Genomic DNA, 20,652 nt, shown 5'->3' on the forward strand with positions numbered 1-20,652 from the left:
GCTGCTACAGGGGCCGGTGAGCTTAGCGCTGATGGTGTTCGGCGTCATTGCGCTGCATCAAGCGTTTATTCGGGCATGGGCGGCCAGGCGATTGATGGCCCGGTCGAGGTCTTCCAGCGCGCTGGGGGCTTTCGGGTCCTGTTGCTTGAGCAGGGTTTCGCTGCGCTGGCAGGCGGCGCGCAGTTGCGGGACGCCGCAATAGCGTGTCGCGCCATGCAGGCGATGGACTCGCTCGATCAGGGCGTTCTGGTCGTTGTTTTCCCGGGCGAAGCGAATCGCCTCGCGGTCGGCTTCCAGCGACGCCAGCAGCATCGCCAGCATGTCCGCCGCGAGATCAGCCTTGCCGGCCGCCAGGCGCAAACCTTCCTCGTGATCGAGCACCTGCAACTCATGACCGCCCCCGTGGCTGTCGCTGGAGCGTTCCGGCCCATGATTGCGCAGCGCCAGGCCGGTCCACTTCAGCACCACTTGGGCCAGTTGCCGTTCGCTGATCGGTTTGGTCAGGTAGTCGTCCATACCGCTTTGCAGCAACGCGCGTTTTTCGTTGGCCATGGCGTGGGCGGTGAGGGCAACGATCGGCAGCGGCGTGCAATGCCGTTCATTTTCCCACTGGCGAATCGCTTCGGTGCTTTGACGCCCGTCCATGCCGGGCATCTGAACGTCCATCAGCACCAGATCGAAGGTTTCGGTCTGCACCGCTTTGACTGCCGCGTAACCGCTTTCCACCGCGAGTACTTTGGCGCCCATGTCTTCGAGCAGGGTTTGCACCAGCAGCAGGTTGGCCGGGTTGTCGTCGACGCAAAGCACCTTTGGCGCACGGCTGGACAACGGTTCGTCGGGTTCGCTGCGGTGCTGACGCGGGTTGATCAGGTCGGACAAGGCCCGCCGCAGCTTGCGGGTGCAGGCCGGTTTGGCCTGGAGCTGGCTGTGCGGGTTGGGCACCGAGAGGTGGAACAGCGTCTGTTCGGTGGTCGGGCATAACACCAGCACCTTGCAGCCCAAGTGTTCGAGGTCCCAGATGTGCTGGTTGAGGCGCTCCGGAGGCATGTCATTGCTGGTGATGCCGAGCACCGCCAGGTCGATCGCCTGATCGGTCTGATGCGCGCTGGTCACGCCATTGGCCAGGCTTTCCAGGGTATTGAACGGGGTGACTTCGAGGCCGCAGTCTTCCAGTTGATGTTGCAATGCCTGACGGGCCAGTTCGTGATTTTCCAGTACCGCCACCCGGCGCCCGAGCAACGGCGGACCGGGCAGGTCTTCGGCGTCGTCGCGGGTTTTGGGCAGGCTCAGGCTGATCCAGAATTCCGAACCTTCGCCAGGCGTACTGTCGACACCGATCTCGCCGCCCATTTGTTCGATCAGGCGTTTGGAAATCACCAGCCCCAGACCGGTGCCGCCCGGTTGCCGGGACAGCGAATTGTCGGCCTGACTGAAGGCCTGAAACAAGGCGCGCACGTCCTGGTTCGACAGCCCGATGCCGGTGTCCTGAATGCTGATGCGCAGTTGCACGCTGTCTTCATGCTCTTCTTCGAGCATGGCCCGGGCGACGATGGTGCCTTCTCGGGTGAACTTGATCGCGTTGCTGACAAGGTTGGTCAGGATTTGCTTGAGCCGCAGCGGATCACCCACCAGCGACAACGGCGTATCGCGATAAACCAGGCTCACCAGCTCCAGCTGCTTGGCGTGGGCGGCCGGGGCGAGGATGGTCAGCGTGTCCTGGAGCAGGTCGCGCAAGTTAAACGGAATATGGTCGAGCACCAGTTTGCCGGCCTCGATTTTCGAGAAGTCGAGAATCTCGTTGATGATCCCCAACAGGCTGTCGGCGGATTTTTCGATGGTGCCCAGATAGTCGAGCTGGCGCGGGGTCAGCTCGCTTTTTTGCAGCAGGTGCGTGAAGCCGAGAATGCCGTTGAGCGGCGTACGGATTTCATGGCTCATGTTGGCCAGGAACTCGGATTTGATCCGGCTCGCTTCAAGGGCTTCCTTGCGCGCCAGGTCCAGTTCGATGTTCTGGATCTCGATGGTTTCCAGGTTCTGGCGCACGTCTTCGGTGGCTTGGTCGATGCTGTGCTGCAATTCTTCCTGCGCATTCTGCAGGGTGCCGGCCATGCGGTTGATGCCGGACGCCAGTTCATCCAGCTCCTGGCTGCCGAGGGGCGGCAGACGGGTTTCCAGATGACCGTCCTTGAGTTGCGCCACCGCTTGCTTGATCTGGCTCAGCGGCCGATTGATGGTCCGGCCCATACGCAACGCCAGCAGTGCCGCACCGGCCAGGCCTGCGCCGATCAACAGCAGGCTGGCGAACAGGCTGCGGTAACCGCGCAGCAGCATGCCGGTGTGGGACAGTTCGAGTTCGACCCAACCCAGCAGGCGGTCGGCTTCATCGGGAATCACGTCACCGGCCAGATTGCGGTGCTTGCCAAACACCGGCAGCAAGTAACGCGTCGCGTCATTACCGCTGCGGCGCAGCATCTGCGAACTGTTGCCGACCGGCGCCTGATTGAGCATGGTCGGGCCGGCATGGGCCAACAGGGAGCGGTCGGGCGCGAGGAACGAAACGGCGCGCACGTCTGTTTGTTCGAGGGATTGGGTGGCAATGCGTTCCAGCAGGTCGGTGTTCTTGTCGCCCATGGCTGGGGCCACCAGAGGCGCCAGTTGTTCGGCGATCATCTCGCCACGCTGCATGAGCTGGGTTTGCAGGTCGGATTGCTGCATCCAGGTGAAATAGCCGCCCAGAATCAATGCCATCAGGCTGGTCGGCAACAGGGTCAGCAATAGCACGCGGCCTTTAATTCCCAGTTTCTTGAGCACGCATCTCTCCTGCATCCAGCTATTTAATGACCTGCACGTACGTCCGGCACGCGCCACTTGCGCAGTGTAGCGATTTGCAGGCGGGCAATCTTCGTAAAATTGATGTCGGCATTCGTCGGCTCGATCGCCACTTTTACGTCATGGGCAAAGCTTGGGTTGCCCACCGCGAGGCAATCTTGAATAATCGCCAACTGAGAATTATTTGCAGATACTCATGACTCCCATCTCTGTTGCCCACCCCCGAATTCTTTCCATCGAAGACGACCTCGTGCTCGGTGCTTATGTTCATGAGCACTTGGGACGTTGCGGTTTTCAGGTGACCTGGTGCCAGAACGGTCAGGAAGGTCTGACCATCGCCCGCCAGCAAGCCTTCGATCTGGTGTTGATGGATATTCTGCTGCCGGGCCTGGACGGGCTGAACGTGCTGACACAGTTGCGCCAGAGCCATTCCACCCCGGTGGTGCTGATGTCGGCGCTCGGTGCCGAGGCAGATCGCATCAGCGGCTTTCGACTAGGCGCCGATGATTACCTGCCCAAACCCTTCAGCATGGTTGAGTTGCGGGTGCGCATCGAAGCGATCCTGCGGCGGGTTGCGCTCGACCGCCGGCCAGCGCCGGCACCGTTTGCCCCGTCGACGGGCAGCCTGAGTTTCGACGATGAACGCTGTGATGTCTTTTATGGCGAACACGTTGCCGGCCTGACCCGCAGCGAGTACCGGTTGCTGGAAACGCTGAACTGCAACGGCGATGAAGTCCTGAGCAAAGCCTTCCTTTATCAACATGTCTTGCAGCGTGGTTATGCGCCCCATGACCGCAGCCTCGACATGCACATCAGCCAGATCCGTCGCAAGCTCAAAGCCATCGGTTATACCGAGCGGGAAGTGCGCACGGTCTGGGGCAAGGGTTACGTATTGAGTGCTGTCGATGAAATGGTCTGACTTGCCAGGCAGGCATTCGCTGTTCTGGAAGCTGGCCTGTTTGTTGGTGGCGTTCTGTCTGCTGATGATCTGGCTCAGTTGGTCCTGGGGCCGCTACATGGAACAGAAAAACCTGTTCCTGTCCAACGAGGCCCGGGACACGCTGACCCGCTACGCCGCCGAGGCCGAGCAGGCGTGGAATAAGCGCCAGAGTGCAGACGTCGATGCCTGGTTGCAGAGTATCGGCCATCGCGAGTCGGCTTGGGTCGGTGTGATTGGCGGCGATTTGCAGTCATTGAGCAGTTACCCGCTGACGGAAAAAGAAATCCAGCGCCTGACCTTTTTGCGCGGCCTGGACTGGCCGACAAGTCGCCACAGCAAAGGCCGACCGTGGCTGCGCGTGCCTTTTCCCAACGATCCGTCCGCCGGCAGTCTGGTCATCGAACTGCCCCAGCGTTTTATGCCCGGCCGCTACCGGGTGTTCTGGCGGGTGATCACCAACGGCGTGATTCCCGGACTGTTCACCTTACTGTTGTGCGTCGGTCTGTATCGGTTGCTGGTCGTGCCGTTGAACAGTCTGCGAGAACAGGCCAATGCCTGGCGTGCCGACCAGTTGAGCGTGCGCCTGTCGAGCCAAACCACCAACCGCTCGGATGAGTTGGGTGAACTGGGGCAGGCCTTCGATCACATGTCCGAGCGCCTGCAAAGCACAGTGGCCCTGCAACAACAACTGCTGCGCGACCTGTCCCACGAATTGCGCACGCCACTGAGCCGTCTGCGGGTGGCCAGCGAAAGCGAGCAGGGGTTGACGCAGTTGCGTGAACGCATTGGTCGAGAGGTCGATGGCATGCAACGGCTGGTGGAGGACACCCTGCAACTGGCCTGGCTCGACACCGAGCGCGCACCATTGCCCGACGAAGCCATCCAGATCCAGGCGTTGTGGGAGATGCTTACGGAAAATGCCTGCTATGAAAGTGACTGGCCGGCGAGCCAGTTGCAGTGTGCGGTGGATGCGTCCTGCTGGGTGCGCGGCAATCTCAATACGTTGGCCCAGGCGCTGGAAAACACCCTGCGCAATGCCATTCGTCATTCACCGCAGGGCGGCGTTGTGCGTCTGGGTGGGCAGCGTGATGGCGATTTCTGGCATTTGTGGTTGGAGGATGAGGGCGGTGGGGTGGCAGAGACAGATCTTGAACGGATCTTCTGTCCGTTCATTCGGCTCGACGGTTCGCGGCCGGGGGATGGTGGATTTGGCTTGGGGTTGAGCATTGCGAGGAATGCGGTGCAGCGGCAGGGCGGGAGTTTGTGGGCTGAGAACACTGAGACCGGGTTGCGGTTGAATATGCGGTTGGTGGCTGATATTGATGGTGTGAGTGATGACGCTATCGCGAGCAAGCTCGCTCCCACAGTGGAGGTGTGTCGGCCACAAATGGTGTGATCACCCCGATCCCCATGTGGGAGCGAGCTTGCTTGCGATGAGGCCCTCCGGTCACCATCACGAAAAAGTCTCACCACTGGTGAGACAATTCCCTGGTCGCACAACCTGATCATTTTTACCCAGAGCAAACTCCGTTCAAAGGCGCACATATCGGACTCAGCGTCACCCAATCGGCAATAGTGTCAGCGCTGCTGACACTATTGCCCTGGACCAAAAACCGTCAGAGAAAGTCGCCCCACTGGTGCGACAATTATCCTAGTCGCACAACTTGATCATTTTTCAGCCAGAGTCAACGCTCGGAAGAGCGTGAGTTCTTCCTGTGTATGTGCAGGAATTGTGTTCGAAGCGCGAGATTTAACCACTCAATAACGCGTTGACTTCAATAATATCGGCTTCACTTAAGGCCCCGACTGTGGCCTTAAGCTGTAGCTGAGCCAGCAGGGTGTCATAACGTGCGCGAGATAACTGTTGAATGATGTCACTCAATTTCCCTTGAGCCTCCAACACATCGATACCTACTCGCATTCCTACTTTGTAGCCGATGGTATTGGAGGCCAGTGCCGAATGTGCGGACGACTTCGCAGCCTCAAGTGCATTAACCTGCGCCATTCCATCCACCACACCCGACCAAGCCTGTCTGGCTGCGAACACAGCAGCGCGGCGTGCATCCTCCAATTCAAACTCGGTTTTTTCCTGCATTGCCATCGCTTGCCGAGTAGCAGAGCCAATTTTGCCCCCGCTATAAAGTGGTATGTTCAAACGCAGCCCGATACTAGATGAGTCGGTACGATTGATATTGGCATTCGGGTTTTGCTGCATGTTTTGACCGATTACCAGATCAACAGTCGGAAAATGTTCTGCTTTTCGGATATGTACTTCGCTACCGGCGATATCTAGGAGTAGCTCTTGAGTTTGCACGCCAAGATTATCCCGCCGAGCCGCCGCTACCCATGTGGCAAGCTCAAGTGGTTGCGGAGGTGAAAGAGCCACGCTGTCGTGGAAGCCTTTCAGTGCGCTGGGATTCTGCCCAGTGATTCGAACTAAAGCGAATTGAGCTAGATCAAGATCACTGCTAGCTTTGATAAACTGCGCCGTACTTCGATCAAAACTGGCTTGAGCCTCATGTACATCGATAATGCTGACGTTGCCAATTTCAAACATTTTTTTGGCGCTCGCCAATTGCTCTGTATCCACGGTGCGCAGATCTCGAACCGCCTCAAGTACGTCAGTTGCATTTAGGATCTCAAAGTAGGCTTGAACAACACGCAGCAGCAAGTCCTGCTCCGCGCGTTCGAACTCAATTTGCGCGTGCACACGATGAAGCTCTCCCTGCTGAAACTGCATCCAATTCTGCCAACGAAAGACTGGCTGTATTAGCTGTATGCCGTAACTACGATTTTGTCTTTTGTGTTGAAGGATTAGTTGTAATTTGTCCCTGCTGTGAAAGCATTTTGAACCTGGCCGCCTAGCATTCCGCTGTAGTAACCAATATGGGCGCCAACAGCGGTTGATGCTGCTATTTGACCCGCTCCTAAACCTGCTGGTCCCAAGATAAATCCTCCGACTGCGCCGGTCGCGATAGCTCCGACAAGTCCTTCAGCACGCCTGCCCCCGATAGAAATCCGACCTTATTCCCATAAACCATAAGCACCGCACTTTGCGTGATATGGCCTGCCGACGTTTGCCGGTATGATAGGCGCCCCCGCAGTCTGGATTGCGAATACGCCATGACCTTGCAGTACCCAACCATCGCCGATTGCGTCGGCAACACCCCGCTGGTCCGTTTGCAGCGCCTGCCTGGCGCCACCAGCAATACCCTTTTGCTCAAGCTCGAAGGGAATAACCCGGCGGGTTCGGTCAAGGACCGGCCGGCGTTGTCGATGATCACTCGCGCCGAGTTGCGCGGGCAGATCCACGCCGGCGATACGCTGATCGAAGCGACCTCGGGTAACACCGGGATTGCGCTGGCGATGGCCGCCGCGATCAAGGGTTACAAGATGATCCTGATCATGCCGGACAACTCCAGCGCCGAACGTAAAGCCGCCATGACGGCTTATGGCGCCGAGCTGATTCTGGTCACTCAGGAAGAGGGCATGGAAGGCGCCCGCGACCTCGCCCAGCGAATGGAAGCGGAAGGCCGCGGCAAGGTGCTGGATCAGTTCGCCAACGGCGACAACCCCGAAGCGCACTACACCACCACCGGCCCGGAAATCTGGCGTCAGACCGAAGGTACTATCACGCATTTCGTCAGTTCGATGGGCACCACCGGCACCATTATGGGCGTCTCGCGCTACTTGAAAGAGCAGAACGAGAGCGTGCAGATCATCGGTCTGCAACCGATGGAAGGCTCGGCGATTCCAGGCATCCGTCGCTGGCCGCAGGAATACCTGCCGAAGATCTACCAGGCCGAGCGCGTGGACCGGATCGTCGACATGGCGCAAAGCGAAGCCGAAGACGTGACCCGTCGCCTGGCCCGCGAAGAAGGCATCTTCTGCGGCGTGTCCTCGGGCGGTGCCGTGGCAGCCATGCTGCGCCTGTCCCAGGAAGTTGAAAACGCGGTGATCGTCGCGATCATCTGCGACCGAGGCGACCGTTATTTGTCGACCGGCATTTTCGACGCGCCCAACTGATGGCCAAGCAAGAGAGAGGCCTGCGCTTCCAACCCACGGGCGGCAGCAAGGCCCCGCAAATCCCGACGGGTAAAAAGCAGCGTTTGAGCATCGAGCGTCTGGCCAATGACGGTCGCGGTATCGCTTTTTTTGAAGGTCGCACCTGGTTCGTCATCGGCGCATTGGCCGGTGAAGAAGTCGAAGCACGTGTGTTGGGCGCCCACGGCAAAGTGGTCGAGGCGCGCACCGAGCGCGTCTTCCTGGCCAGCGAACTGCGCCGCCCGGCACCGTGCCCGCATGCCGGTCGCTGTGGTGGTTGCAGCGTGCAACATCTGCCGCACAACGAACAACTCGCCCTGAAACAGCGCATGCTCGCCGAGCAGTTGTCGAAGGTTGCCGGTGTCGTACCCGAAGAATGGGCCGCGCCGTTGAGCGGTCCGGAATTCGGTTACCGTCGTCGCGCCCGAGTGGCGGTGCGCTGGGACATGAAAGCGAAAAAACTCGAAGTCGGTTTCCGCGCGGCAGGCAGTCAGGACATCGTTGCGATCAACGAATGCACGGTGCTGGTACAGCCCTTGCAGCCGATCATGACCCGCTTGCCGGAAATGTTGCGGCGCTTGAGCAAACCTCAAACGCTGGGGCATGTGGAATTATTTGCCGGATCAAAGCTGGCCGTTTTGCTGCGGCACATGGCGCCGCTGTCCGACGCCGACATGACGATCCTCAAGGATTTCTGCGCCTTCCATGAAGCCCAACTGTGGCTGCACGGTGACGGCGAACCGCAACCGGTCGAGGCTGGCCAGGCGCTGGGTTATCGACTTGAACAGTGGGACTTGAACCTGGCCTGGCGGCCGGGGGATTTCATTCAGGTCAACGCCGGGGTCAACGAAGCGATGGTCGCCCAGGCGCTGGACTGGCTCAAGCCTGTGTCGGATGAGCGGGTTCTGGATCTTTTTTGTGGTTTGGGTAACTTTGCACTGCCGCTGGCCAAGGCCGTTCGTGAAGTGGTGGCGGTGGAAGGTGTGCAGGCGATGGTCGAGCGTGCCGCTGCAAACGCTGCTAGCAATAATCTGAATAACGTAAAGTTTTTTCAGGCCGATTTATCCCAGCCTTTGACCGATGCCGAATGGGCGCGCGAAGGCTTTTGTGCGGTACTCTTGGACCCACCACGTGACGGTGCTTTCGAGGTTGTGCGCAAGCTGTCCTCCCTGGGCGCCAAGCGGTTGGTGTACGTGTCGTGCAACCCGGCAACGCTGGCGCGCGATACGGTCGAATTGATCAAGCAGGGCTACCGGTTAAAACGTGCCGGGATTCTCGATATGTTTCCTCAGACGGCACATGTCGAGGCCATGGCGTTATTTGAAGCGAGCTAGGACGGCTCGTCTGGTCCGACTGGCCCGCCCGTGCCGCGCTCGCATTAGCCCCGCGAGCGTTCACGGGTAACGAAAGGTCAGCGATTTGACGCATTGAATCTGCGTCGTAGGGAAGGTAAGCAAGATGGTACAGGTGAGAGCACACCAGCCGATCAACACCGACGGCAGTATCAATCTCGAGGCTTGGCTCGATCACGCGGTCAGTGTCGATCCGGCACTGGATCGCGAAGCCTTGAAGGAAGCGTGCGAGTTCGCTCGTGCGTCTGAACAACAGGCCAATGCGGCGAAAAATCTATGGTCCGAAGGGACCTCGAGTTTCCGCACAGGCCTTGAGATCGCCGAAATTCTCGCCGACCTCAAACTCGATCAGGATTCGTTGGTTGCCGCGATCCTGTATCGCGGCGTGCGCGAAGGCCAGATTGAGTTGCCGGCGATCAGCCAGCGGTTCGGTCCGGTGGTCGCCAAACTCATCGACGGCGTGTTGCGCATGGCGGCGATCAGTGCCAGCCTCAGCCCCCGTCAATCCCTGGTGCTGGGCACTCAGGGCCAGGTCGAAAACCTGCGCAAGATGCTGGTCGCCATGGTCGACGACGTTCGCGTTGCGCTGATCAAACTGGCCGAACGCACCTGCGCGATCCGTGCGGTGAAAACCGCCGATGACGAAAAACGCAACCGCGTCGCCCGCGAAGTTTTCGATATCTACGCGCCTTTGGCTCACCGTCTCGGTATCGGTCACATCAAGTGGGAGCTGGAGGACTTGTCCTTCCGTTACCTTGAGCCCGACCAGTACAAGCAGATTGCCAAGTTGCTTCATGAACGGCGCCTGGATCGCGAGCGCTTCATCGCCGACGTGATGAGCCAGCTGAAGAATGAGCTGACCGCCACCGGCGTCGATGCCGACATCAGCGGCCGGGCCAAACACATCTATTCGATCTGGCGCAAAATGCAGCGCAAGGGTCTGGAATTCAGCCAGATCTACGACGTGCGTGCCGTTCGCGTGCTGGTGCCGGAGATGCGCGATTGCTACACCGCGCTCGGTATCGTCCACACCCTGTGGCGGCACATCCCGAAAGAATTCGACGACTACATCGCCAACCCGAAAGAGAACGGCTACCGCTCGCTGCACACTGCGGTGATCGGCCCCGAGGGCAAGGTGCTGGAAGTGCAGATCCGCACCCACGCCATGCACGAAGAAGCCGAGCTGGGCGTTTGTGCGCACTGGCGCTACAAGGGCACCGACGTCAAATCCGGTTCCAATCACTACGAAGAGAAAATCTCCTGGCTGCGTCAGGTCCTCGAGTGGCACGAAGAGCTCGGCGACATCGGCGGCCTGGCGGAACAGTTGCGGGTCGATATCGAGCCGGACCGGGTCTATATCTTCACCCCGGACGGTCACGCCATCGACTTGCCGAAGGGCTCGACGCCGCTGGACTTTGCCTACCGCGTGCACACCGAAATCGGTCACAACTGCCGCGGCGCGAAGATCAACGGGCGCATCGTGCCGCTCAACTACAGCCTGCAAACGGGTGAGCAGGTCGAAATCATCACCAGCAAGCACGGCACCCCGAGCCGCGACTGGCTGAACTCGAATCTGGGTTACATCACCACCTCGCGGGCACGGGCGAAGATCGTTCACTGGTTCAAATTGCAGGCGCGCGATCAGAACGTCGCGGCCGGCAAAACCTTGCTCGAGCGCGAACTCAATCGCCTCGGTCTGCCAGCGGTGGATTTCGACAAGCTGGCCGAAAAGGCCAACATGAAAACCGCCGAGGACATGTTCGCCGCCCTCGGTGCCGGCGATTTGCGCCTGGCACAACTGGTCAATCTGGCGCAGCAACTGGTCGAACCGGAACGCGGCAACGAGCAACTGGAACTGATCCCGCGCAAGGCCACCGGCTACAAACCGGGCAAGCGCGGCGATATCCAGATCCAGGGCGTCGGCAACCTGATGACCCAGATGGCCGGCTGCTGCCAGCCGCTGCCGGGGGATGCGATCGTCGGTTACATCACCCAGGGCCGTGGCGTGAGCATTCACCGTCAGGACTGCGCCTCGGTGCTGCAACTGGGCGGGCGCGAGCCCGAGCGGATCATCCAGGTCAGCTGGGGCCCAGTGCCGGTGCTCACCTATCCGGTGGACATCATCATCCGTGCCTACGACCGGTCCGGTTTGCTGCGTGACGTCTCGCAAGTGCTGCTCAACGAGCGGATCAACGTGCTGGCGGTGAACACCCGCTCGAACAAAGAGGACAACACCGCGTTGATGTCCCTGACCATCGAGATTCCGGGCCTGGATGCACTGGGGCGGTTGCTGGGGCGGATTTCCCAGTTGCCGAACATTATCGAAACCCGCCGTAACCGGACGCCGTGAAACCGATGTACAGCCTTGAAGACTTGCTGCACCTGATGAGCCGTCTGCGCGACCCGCAGTTCGGCTGCCCGTGGGACATCAAGCAAACCTACGAAACCATCGTCCCGCACACCCTTGAGGAAGCCTACGAAGTCGCCGACGCCATCGAGCGCGGTGACTTCGATCACTTGCAGGGTGAGTTGGGCGATTTACTGTTTCAGGTGGTTTATTACAGCCAGTTGGCCCGGGAAGAAGGGCGCTTCGAATTCGCCGGCGTCATCGACAGCATCACCCGCAAGTTGATCCGTCGTCATCCTCACGTGTTTCCTACCGGTGATCTGTACGCGCCGCTGGATGTTCCGCGGTTGAGTGAAGAGCAGGTCAAGCAACGCTGGGAAGAGATCAAGGCTGAAGAACGTGCCGAGAAATCATCCGCGCCTGAACAACTGTCCTTGCTCGATGACGTACCCGCCGCATTGCCGGCGTTGTCCCGTTCCGCGAAGTTGCAGAAGCGTGCAGGGCAGGTAGGTTTCGACTGGCCGGACGCCTTGCCGGTGCTGGATAAAGTCCGCGAAGAGCTTGATGAAGTACTCGAAGCCATGGCCGACAATGACTCGGCAGCGATTGCCGATGAAGTCGGTGATCTGTTGTTTTCCGTAGTCAATCTGGCGCGTCATCTCAAGGTCGATCCGGAAACTGCACTGCGTGGCGCCAACAGCAAGTTCGAAAGACGCTTCCGTTTTATCGAACAGGCATTGCGCGATACCCACCGTCCCATAGAAGATTGCACCCTCGAAGAGTTGGACGCCTTGTGGGGCGAAGCCAAACGTCAGGAAAAGAATTTGCCCAGCTGCGGTTGAGCAGTTGCCTAAGTGAGTAATAAGCACCATGAGCATTTCCCTTCGCGACCAGTTGCTCAAAGCAGGGCTGGTCAACCAGAAGCAGGCCAAACAGGTCGGCAAAGAGAAGCAGAAGCAGCAGCGTCTGGCCCACAAAGGTCAGATCGAACTTGATGACTCCCAGCAGCGTGCCGCCCAGGAAGCCATGGCCGAGAAGGTCAAGCGCGACCAGGAGCTGAACCGCCAGCAGCAGGAGAAGGCAGAAGCCAAGGCCCGCGCCGCCCAGGTCAAGCAATTAATCGAAGTCTCGCGTCTGCCGAAGCTGACGACCGAGGATTACTACAACTTCGTTGACGACAAGAAGGTCAAGCGGATCTCCGTTAACACGCTGATGCGCAACAAGCTCAGCAGCGGTTCGCTGGCGATCGTGCACCATGCCGGCGGCTACGAAGTGATACCGCGTGAAGCGGCCCTGAAGATACAGGAGCGCGATCCACAGCGGATCGTGCAGCTGAACGTCAAGACCGAAGAAGTCGCTACCGAGGACGATCCGTACGCGGCCTATCAGATCCCTGACGATCTGATGTGGTGAGCCGTTAAAGGCTGCAACAACGACAAACCCCGCGTATGGCGGGGTTTGTCGTTTTCAATGCTGTCATTGCTTATGCGGATTGGAGCTCTCGTTGCTGCTCCAGTTTTTCCAGTTCGGCCTTGTAGCTGTGGGCGTCGGTTTCGGAGTGGAACATCCCCACCAGCATGTCTTGTTGGTGCACGTCCCAGATCCGGATACCGGCGGCTATACCTTCATGGGATTTATGTGAATCGTCGCGTTCAGTTACTTTTACAGTCATCTGCTAGCTCCAATCTCTGTTATCTGCAGCAAGGCGTGTGCAGGACTCTGTTATATGTTTGGTTAGCTGGCTAAGTAAACGACTGAGTTTGGTAACGGAATTTTGCAAAAATAGAGAAAGTCCTGCAGCCCGCCAAATACGCGACATTCGGTCGCAGGGCGTTGAGTTTTATGACAAAAGCTTCATGTTCGCGACGATGAAAACGGCGGATTGAAACCGGTACCTGTAGGAGCCAGGCTTGCCGGCGAAGGCGTCCTTGGGTGCGCCTTCGCCGGCAAGCCTGGCTCCTACAAAAGCAAAAGCAAAGGCATAAAAAAAACGCCCCGAACCAGTCGGGGCGTTTTTATGTGCAGTGAAGCGGCGGGGTATTACTTACCCTGCCAGCGCTTCAGTACCAGCGTGGCGTTGGTGCCGCCGAAGCCGAAGCTGTTGCTCATCACGGTGTTGATGGTGGCGTCTTCGCGAGTCTTGGTCAGGATCGGCATGTCAGCCACTTCCGGGTCCAGTTCGTCGATGTTGGCGGAACCCGCCATGAAGTTGCCTTCCATCATCAGCATGCAGTAGATCGCTTCGTGAACGCCGGCGGCGCCCAGAGAGTGACCCGACAGGCTCTTGGTGGAGCTGATGGCCGGAGCCTTGTCGCCGAACACTTCACGTACACCTTTCATCTCCGCGACGTCGCCGACCGGAGTCGAAGTGCCGTGGGTGTTCAGGTAGTCGATCGGAGTGTCAACGGTGGACATGGCCATCTGCATGCAGCGGATGGCGCCTTCGCCGCTTGGGGCAACCATGTCGTAGCCGTCCGAGGTCGCGCCGTAGCCGACGATTTCCGCGTAGATCTTCGCGCCGCGGGCCAGAGCGTGTTCCAGCTCTTCGACCACGACCATGCCACCACCGCCGGCGATGACGAAACCGTCGCGCTTGGCGTCGTAGGCACGGGAAGCTTTTTCCGGGGTTTCGTTGTACTGACTGGACAGTGCGCCCATGGCGTCGAACAGGAACGATTGGCTCCAATGTTCTTCTTCACCGCCGCCGGCGAACACGATGTCCTGCTTGCCCATCTGGATCTGCTCGACCGCGTTACCGATGCAGTGAGCACTGGTGGCGCAGGCGGAGGAGATCGAGTAGTTCACACCCTTGATCTTGAACGGCGTGGCCAGACAGGCCGAAACGGTGCTGCCCATGGTCCGCGTGACGCGGTACGGGCCAACGCGTTTCACGCCTTTCTCGCGCAGGATGTCCAGCGCTTCCATCTGGTTCAAGGTCGACGCGCCACCGGAACCGGCGATCAGGCCCGTACGCACGTTGGAAACCTGCTCGTCGGTCAGGCCGGAATCGGTGATCGCATCTTTCATGGCCAGGTAGGCGTAAGCCGCCGCGTGGCCGACGAAGCGATAGATCTTGCGATCGATCAGCTCTTCGAGGGGAAGGTCGATGGAGCCGGAAACCTGGCTACGCAGACCCATTTCGGCATATTCCGGATTGAACCGGATGCCAGGGCGGCTTGCACGCAGGTTAGCGGAGACGGTCTCTTTGTCATTGCCCAAGCACGAAACGATGCCCAGACCAGTGATAACGACGCGGCGCATGCGGATAACCCTTAGAAGTTTTCAGTGGAGGTAAACACGCCGACCCGGAGGCCTTCGGCGGTGTAGATTTCGCGGCCGTCGACACTGACCGAACCATCGGCGATGGCCAGGTTCAGCTTGCCCTTCAGCACGCGCTTGATCTGAATGTTATAGGTCACTTTCTTGGCGGTCGGCAGGACTTGGCCGAAGAATTTTACTTCGCCCGAACCCAGCGCACGGCCACGCCCCGGCAAACCTTGCCAGCCGAGGAAGAAGCCGACCAGTTGCCACATGGCGTCGAGGCCCAGGCAGCCTGGCATCACCGGATCACCTTCGAAGTGGCAGGCGAAGAACCACAGGTCCGGGGTGATATCCAGCTCGGCGACCAATTCACCTTTGCCGTACTTGCCACCCTCTTCGCTGATATGGGTGATGCGATCCACCATCAGCATGTTGGGGGCGGGCAGTTGCGCGTTACCTGGGCCGAACAGCTCACCGCGACTGCAGCGCAGCAGGTCTTCCCGAGTAAAGGCGTTTTGTTTGGTCATGCGAGCTCCTCAATAATCCCATGCGGCAGGTGGGGCAAATCTTCCCGGCTGATCGAAGCGTTCATGCCTCGAGTCAGCAGCCTACTCATAGACTATTGCGTTGTGGTGAAAGTCACAGCACCAAGGACATGAATGTACACTTGTGCACTGAAATTATTATTCAAGCCCCTTTTCGGGCTTGTTCGGGTGCCTAAGACTGCCGCACTTTCGCCTTTCACGCCAGTCGCAGATAGCCGAAAGGCCTGCACTACTGCACCCAGCGCTGCAGAATTTGCTGCAGATCCGTGCGTTTGAAGGGCTTGGCCAGGTAATCGTTCATTCCCGCCGATAAACAGGCTTCGCGGTCGCCCTGCAAGGCGTTGGCGGTCAGTGCGATGATCGGCAAGTCAGCGCAGCCGGGCAATTGGCGAATCTGTCGGGTGGCTTCATAGCCATCGATGATGGGTAGTCGGCAGTCCATCAGAATGGCTTCGAAAATCAGACTCTCGGCACTGCGCACCGCCTGCGCCCCATCGGTGGCGACGCTGACAGTAAAGCCCAGACTGCGCAACATTGCTTCGATGACCGTCTGGTTGACCGGATTGTCTTCCACCAGCAACACGTTGCGCCCCTCGCCATCACCGTTGCCAGTCGGTGTGCGCGGTGCCAGCACCGGCAGCGTCTGTTTATAGAGTGCCAGCGGGATTTCCAGGGTGAACACCGAGCCGCGACCTTCCTCGCTCTGGGCGCGTAATGTGCCGCCCATGCGTTCAGCCAGCGTGCGAGCAATCGGCAGGCCCAGCCCGGTGCCGCCGTAACGCCTCGAAATAGAACTGTCGGCCTGCTGGAAGGCGTTGAACATCAATTCCAGGCTTTCGGCCGAAATACCAATCCCGCTGTCGCGCACGGTGCAGGTGAACCACAGCAGTTCATGATCCAGCGACTGCCATTGCGGTTCGATGCTGACACGGCCCTGTTCGGTGAATTTCAGCGCATTGCCAATCAGGTTGACCAGGATCTGCCGGATGCGCGTCGGATCGCCCTGAACCTGCAACGTGCGCATGTCCTCGGGGATCAGTAGCGTCAGGTTTAACCCGCGTTGCACGGCGCTGTGCGTGAACGACTGGGCGCAACTGCCGATCAGGTCCGCGAGGTTGAACGGAATGTGCTCCAACTCCAGTTCCGAGCGTTCGATGCGCGAGAAATCGAGAATGTCGTTGATGACTTTGAGCAGGTGTTCGGTGGACTCCGAGGCGAGCGCCGCGTATTCGACCTGTTCCTCGGTCATCGCGGTGGTTTCCAGCAGTTGCAGCATGCCCAGCACGCCATTCATCGGCGTGCGCAGTTCGTGGCTCATCATCGCGAGGAAATCGGATTTGGCGGTGTTGGCCTTTTCCGCTTCCTCGCGCGTCTGGATCAACTGCGCCATCGCTTGATGCTGTTCGCGGCTGGCTTGTTCGAGGCCGTCGGCGAGGTTGTTGATGTGTTGCGACAGCGCGCCCAGTTCGGTGTCGTCGACGATCGGCAACGGGGTTTTGTAGTCGCCGTCCTGAATCGCCTTGACCGCGTTGCTGATGTCGCGGATCGGTTGCGAGAGGCTGGCGGCCAGTCGCCGGGCGATCAGAAAAGTAAACAGCAGGGCGAACAGCGCCAGGATCCCGGCCTTGAACAGGATTTCCTGTTGACGCTGGCTGAAGGCGTCATTGGACAGGCCGACGATCACCCGTCCCAGGTAGTCCTCGGCGGGGGCCGTGTTGGCGACTTTGCTGCCCTGGAAGAAATCATTGTGCAGCGCGATTCGTTGCAGCCGCACCGGGGCCTGGAACACTTCAACCTGGTGCGAGCGGTCGTGGTTTTCCGACGGTTGCTCGACGTACACCAGAATCCGGTTGGCGCTGTCCTGGACCTCCAGAAAGCGCACATTGGGCGTGGCCAGGGTGGCTTTGAGCAAACTGTCGAGCACCTCGTTGTTGCCCGAGATCACTCCGTATTCGGTGGCCGGTGCCAGTTGGTTGGCGATCAGCTGCCCGGTGTGGTTGAGCTCCTGGCGCAGGTCCTGGATCCGCACGAAGGTGAAGAAGCTGATCAACAGCAACGTCAGCAACAGGGCAGGGCCGAGACTGATGATTTGTGTGCGGGTGTTGATGTCCCAACGGCGACGGAAGGTCATGGGCGGTTTTCTCCTTCGGCCAACTGTGTTGCGACAGAGGCTTCATTCATCTGTTCAATCCCTAATGAACGAGCCACTTGTGGGTTGCTTAAAACTTTGAAGTGTTGCGGGTAGTGAGTACGTGGCCACGTGGCGGGTGGCCGGTCGAGCAGTTCGTCGAGTATCGCCAGCCAATCGCTCTGATCGCTGTAAGTGCTGGCCAGGCTTCCCGCCCTGACAAACCCGGCGTTAGGACCGATCAGCGCCAGTTGCCGTGCATAGCTGCTGAGCAACAGGTTCTTCGCGGTTTTCGGGTTGTACAAGTCGGGATCATCAAGGCCCAGCAACACGTCGCTGTTTTTCAGCAAGGTCTGCAGCGGTCGGCTGTCGTTGGTGTTATCCCAGCGCTCGGTGACCACCTCAAGGCCCAGGGAGTGGGCGGCCTGATGCAGTTCTTTCAAGAGGAATTCGCTGTGGCTGTCGAAGAGCACGCCGACCCGTCTGGCCTGAGGCAGGAGCAGTCGGGTCAGGCGCAATTGTCGCTTCAGGGGCGGGTCGCTCCAGAGCAGGCTGAGGCGCGGGGGCAGGGTGGCGCCCAGATGCTGATGGGCTTGCAGGCGGCTGACGCGCAGCACCAGCGTCGCCGGGCCTTGGGCGTCTTGCAGGCGCCAGTCGAGGCTCGGCAGGTCGAGCAGAATCAAGCGGGTGCTGGCGGGCAGTTTGCCCGGCGCCGGCAGACTGGCCAGTGGCTGGAAGCGCACGTTATCGGCAGGCCGCAATTCACTCAGGGCCTGAGTGAAGGATTGCATGCCCGGGCTGTCCTCGGCGCCGGTCAGCAAAATGTCCGCGGCGGTGGCCTCCAATGGACTCAGCAGGCCGGCAAACACCAGGCACAACCCGGCCAGCAGGCGGCCAAGGATTGGCGTCTTCGGTGTCTGGCAATGCAGCATCTTAGAACGCCAGCTCCGCGCTGAAGTAAAGCACCCGGCGCTCGTCGTAGTTATTGTCGACGAAGGTCGTGGGCTGGCTGTCGAGGCGTTGCTGGAGCACGCCGGCCAATTCCAGGCTGGCCTTGCCCAGGCCGATGTGTTTGGCGATGCGTGTGTCGACCCGTTCGAAGCGATAGCCGTTCAGGGTATCGTCACCATAGTAGAAGAACGCGCTGTTCCAACCATGGCCCCAGTTGCGCAGCCAACCGAGGGAACCGCTATTTCGGGCAGTCTGGTGCGCATCCTGTGGGTTGCTCGCCTCGGCGTCGACGTAGGCATACGTCAGGCGCAGGCGATCGGCGCGGCTGACTCGCCAGTCGAGCTGGGTTTCGGTCCCGGAGAAGCGCGAGCTGTTCGAGTTGCTGGCGATGTACTGATTGTTGCGCAGCGGTTCGCTGATCATTGCGGTGATTTCGTCGTAGAACAGCTTCACATCGACCGCCAGTCCCCACTCGGCAAAGTAGCCGTTGTAGCCCAGCTCCCGGGAGCGCATGTGCTCCTGTTCGAGGTCGCCGGGGCCGCGGGTCTTGACGAAGTAGCGGGCACTGGACTGGCCATAGGCACTGGGTCGCAGGTGGGTCACCCGGTAACTCCAGTTGACGTTGTTTTCGAACATGTCCGGCGAGCGGATGGCTTCCGAGTACACTGCCCGCAAGCCATGGCGCGGGTTGATCAGGTAGTTGATCGCCACCCGAGGGGTGAGCGAACTGCCGATCAATTGCGTGTCTTCGAACATCGCTCCGCCCTGCAGCAACCAATGCTCGGTGGCGCGCCACTCGAGTTGGCCGAACGCCCGCCAAGTGGTGTCGTCGAGGGTGCCATTGAAGTAAGTCTCGGAATCTGCCCGGTCGTAACGATAATTCATACCGCTGACCAGCCGCAGATGATCGGACAGGCTGAGGGTGTCCTGCACTTCGAGGTCGTAGCGCGACTCCCGGGCGCTTTGGTCGATGTCACCGCAGAGGGTTTGTCGGGCGCCGTTTCTCCACTGGTCCAACACTTGATTGGCCAGTGCTCGCTGGGCCGGGTCACCGGCGGGCGCGCCGAGGCCGGTGTAGCGCTCCATGTTGCGCGCCAGGCGTTCGGTGTAATTGGGGTTGAGCTGCCAGAGCTCGGTCAACTGCGGGCTGAACGAAACCTCGGCATCGCAGGCACGCCAGGTTTGCTGACGATCCCAGTGTTGCGCCGAGCCTTGGATATAAAGGCTGTGATCGGGATTGATGTCGAGGTTCCAGCGCAGCGAGCCCGCGTAGTCCTTGGCGATGACGTCGGAATTGTTCCCGGCAGCGGTAATCCCCGAGAAGACCGGGCGGTAGGTATACGGCCGCTGGTTGGTCCCGTCCTTGGCATTCAATTGCCAATCGATGCTCTGGTTTTCAGTGAGCGTCTGGCTGACCGCGAGGTTGAAGCGATTCAAGCGGCGGCTGTCGCGGTAATCGGCGCCGTTACGGTCCGAGTCGAAGCCGTCGTCTTGTTGACCGGACAGTGACAGGCGCAGGTCGCCGCCGTCCCAGCCCACACCCTGGCTGGCGTAAAAGTCGTCGATGCCGCGCTGCCCGCGGGTGATTTTCAGCCGCGTGCCGTGGCTGGCGGCCGGATTGCGTGTGATGATGTTGACCACCGCCATCAGCGCATTGGCGCCATAGCTGACGGTGTTCGGGCCGCGGAAAACTTCGATGCGTTCGATGTCTTCCATGGCCACCGCAATGTCACTCCAGTCCACCGTGGCCAGACCTGCGCGGTACACCGAGCGGCCATCGATCAACACTTGCAGGCGTCGCGCTTCGGTCGCGTTGGTGCCGTGATAATTCACCGCCGCCTGGTTACCGCTGATGTTGCCGACCATCATCCCCGGCACCAGTCGCAGCAACTCGCTGATGTCACGGGCACCACTGGCGTTGATCAGTTCGCTGTCGATCACCGTCATGCTTCCCGGCACTGCGGCCGGCGATTGCTTGAGCCGCGTCGCGGTCAGCACTTGCGGCAGCGGCTCGCTGTCCAGAAACAAGTCGTCGGCGAGCAATGGCGAGCTGAAGATCAGCGCCAGTACCAGCGGCGAGCGAGGTGATGGGGAACCAAATGACACAACACATCCTTGATCGCGAACAATTGGCCCGCATGTTAACCGAGCGCAATGACTTTTCCAGTCACGTTGTGGGCATTTTCGTCGGTTTTCTTGGTCTTCTTCCTACAAGTGCCGGTAATTGATACGGGGACTGGCCGCCACTGGGCCGC

The 20,652-nt window shown here is 59.7% G+C and carries 16 protein-coding genes; 7 read left to right on the plus strand and 9 right to left on the minus strand.

The window, feature by feature from the left end; genetic code table 11:
* Positions 1 to 57: 57 nt before the first annotated feature.
* Together ACYZT3_RS08000 and ACYZT3_RS08005 are read right to left on the minus strand one after the other, a co-directional pair.
* Complete coding sequence (locus ACYZT3_RS08000) at positions 58 to 2,811, minus strand: response regulator (RefSeq protein ID WP_282375644.1); 2,754 nt, start codon at positions 2,809 to 2,811, stop codon at positions 58 to 60.
* Between the two features lie 23 nt (positions 2,812 to 2,834).
* Complete coding sequence (locus ACYZT3_RS08005; protein ID WP_282375645.1) at positions 2,835 to 3,002, minus strand: hypothetical protein; 168 nt, start codon at positions 3,000 to 3,002, stop codon at positions 2,835 to 2,837.
* Positions 3,003 to 3,025: 23 nt separating this feature from the next.
* On the opposite strand from ACYZT3_RS08005, the gene ACYZT3_RS08010 reads away from it, so the two are divergent.
* Both ACYZT3_RS08010 and ACYZT3_RS08015 read left to right on the plus strand, forming a co-directional pair.
* Positions 3,026 to 3,748 carry a response regulator transcription factor gene (locus tag ACYZT3_RS08010; protein WP_282375646.1) on the plus strand — a complete coding sequence of 241 codons (723 nt, stop codon included), beginning with the start codon at positions 3,026 to 3,028 and terminating at the stop codon, positions 3,746 to 3,748.
* A complete protein-coding gene (locus tag ACYZT3_RS08015) occupies positions 3,735 to 5,165 on the plus strand; it encodes a sensor histidine kinase (RefSeq protein ID WP_282375648.1) in 1,431 nt (476 codons plus the stop codon). The genes ACYZT3_RS08010 and ACYZT3_RS08015 overlap by 14 nt, the downstream gene beginning before the upstream one ends.
* Positions 5,166 to 5,519: 354 nt before the next feature.
* Here ACYZT3_RS08015 and ACYZT3_RS08020 read toward each other — a convergent pair whose 3' ends face one another.
* Complete coding sequence (locus ACYZT3_RS08020; protein ID WP_462032350.1) at positions 5,520 to 6,722, minus strand: TolC family outer membrane protein; 1,203 nt, start codon at positions 6,720 to 6,722, stop codon at positions 5,520 to 5,522.
* A gap of 170 nt (positions 6,723 to 6,892) precedes the next feature.
* On the opposite strand from ACYZT3_RS08020, the gene cysM reads away from it, so the two are divergent.
* The 5 genes from cysM (at position 6,893) to ACYZT3_RS08045 (ending at position 12,925) form a co-directional block, all read left to right on the plus strand.
* On the plus strand, positions 6,893 to 7,795 hold the full coding sequence (gene cysM / locus ACYZT3_RS08025) for a cysteine synthase CysM (protein WP_131060350.1): 903 nt from the start codon (positions 6,893 to 6,895) through the stop codon (positions 7,793 to 7,795).
* A complete protein-coding gene (gene rlmD, locus ACYZT3_RS08030; protein WP_282375650.1) occupies positions 7,795 to 9,147 on the plus strand; it encodes a 23S rRNA (uracil(1939)-C(5))-methyltransferase RlmD in 1,353 nt (450 codons plus the stop codon). Before cysM ends, rlmD begins: the two co-directional genes overlap by 1 nt.
* Before the next feature lie 124 nt (positions 9,148 to 9,271).
* A complete protein-coding gene (gene relA, locus ACYZT3_RS08035) occupies positions 9,272 to 11,515 on the plus strand; it encodes a GTP diphosphokinase (RefSeq protein WP_282375651.1) in 2,244 nt (747 codons plus the stop codon).
* Between the two features lie 5 nt (positions 11,516 to 11,520).
* On the plus strand, positions 11,521 to 12,354 hold the full coding sequence (mazG, locus tag ACYZT3_RS08040; protein ID WP_282375766.1) for a nucleoside triphosphate pyrophosphohydrolase: 834 nt from the start codon (positions 11,521 to 11,523) through the stop codon (positions 12,352 to 12,354).
* A gap of 28 nt (positions 12,355 to 12,382) precedes the next feature.
* Positions 12,383 to 12,925, plus strand: a complete 543-nt coding sequence (locus ACYZT3_RS08045) for a DUF2058 domain-containing protein (protein WP_282375653.1) — start codon at positions 12,383 to 12,385, stop codon at positions 12,923 to 12,925.
* 70 nt (positions 12,926 to 12,995) lie between these two features.
* Here ACYZT3_RS08045 and ACYZT3_RS08050 read toward each other — a convergent pair whose 3' ends face one another.
* From ACYZT3_RS08050 to ACYZT3_RS08075, 6 genes are all read right to left on the minus strand, one after another.
* A complete protein-coding gene (locus ACYZT3_RS08050) occupies positions 12,996 to 13,184 on the minus strand; it encodes a hypothetical protein (RefSeq protein WP_282375654.1) in 189 nt (62 codons plus the stop codon).
* A gap of 368 nt (positions 13,185 to 13,552) precedes the next feature.
* Positions 13,553 to 14,773, minus strand: coding sequence for a beta-ketoacyl-ACP synthase I (fabB, locus tag ACYZT3_RS08055; RefSeq protein ID WP_462031830.1), 1,221 nt, complete (start codon positions 14,771 to 14,773; stop codon positions 13,553 to 13,555).
* 11 nt (positions 14,774 to 14,784) lie between these two features.
* A complete protein-coding gene (fabA, locus tag ACYZT3_RS08060; RefSeq protein ID WP_042560484.1) occupies positions 14,785 to 15,300 on the minus strand; it encodes a 3-hydroxyacyl-[acyl-carrier-protein] dehydratase FabA in 516 nt (171 codons plus the stop codon).
* A 247-nt stretch (positions 15,301 to 15,547) separates the two neighbouring features.
* The gene (locus ACYZT3_RS08065) at positions 15,548 to 17,449 is read right to left on the minus strand and encodes an ATP-binding protein (RefSeq protein ID WP_282375658.1); all 1,902 of its coding nucleotides are present in this window, start codon (positions 17,447 to 17,449) and stop codon (positions 15,548 to 15,550) included.
* Entirely contained in the window at positions 17,446 to 18,378 is a 933-nt protein-coding gene (locus ACYZT3_RS08070) for an ABC transporter substrate-binding protein (RefSeq protein ID WP_462031831.1), read from the minus strand. Before ACYZT3_RS08070 ends, ACYZT3_RS08065 begins: the two co-directional genes overlap by 4 nt.
* A gap of 1 nt (position 18,379) precedes the next feature.
* Positions 18,380 to 20,503, minus strand: a complete 2,124-nt coding sequence (locus ACYZT3_RS08075; protein ID WP_462031832.1) for a TonB-dependent receptor plug domain-containing protein — start codon at positions 20,501 to 20,503, stop codon at positions 18,380 to 18,382.
* Positions 20,504 to 20,652: the final 149 nt, after the last annotated feature.

This window comes from Pseudomonas sp. MDT1-16, assembly GCF_054898115.1.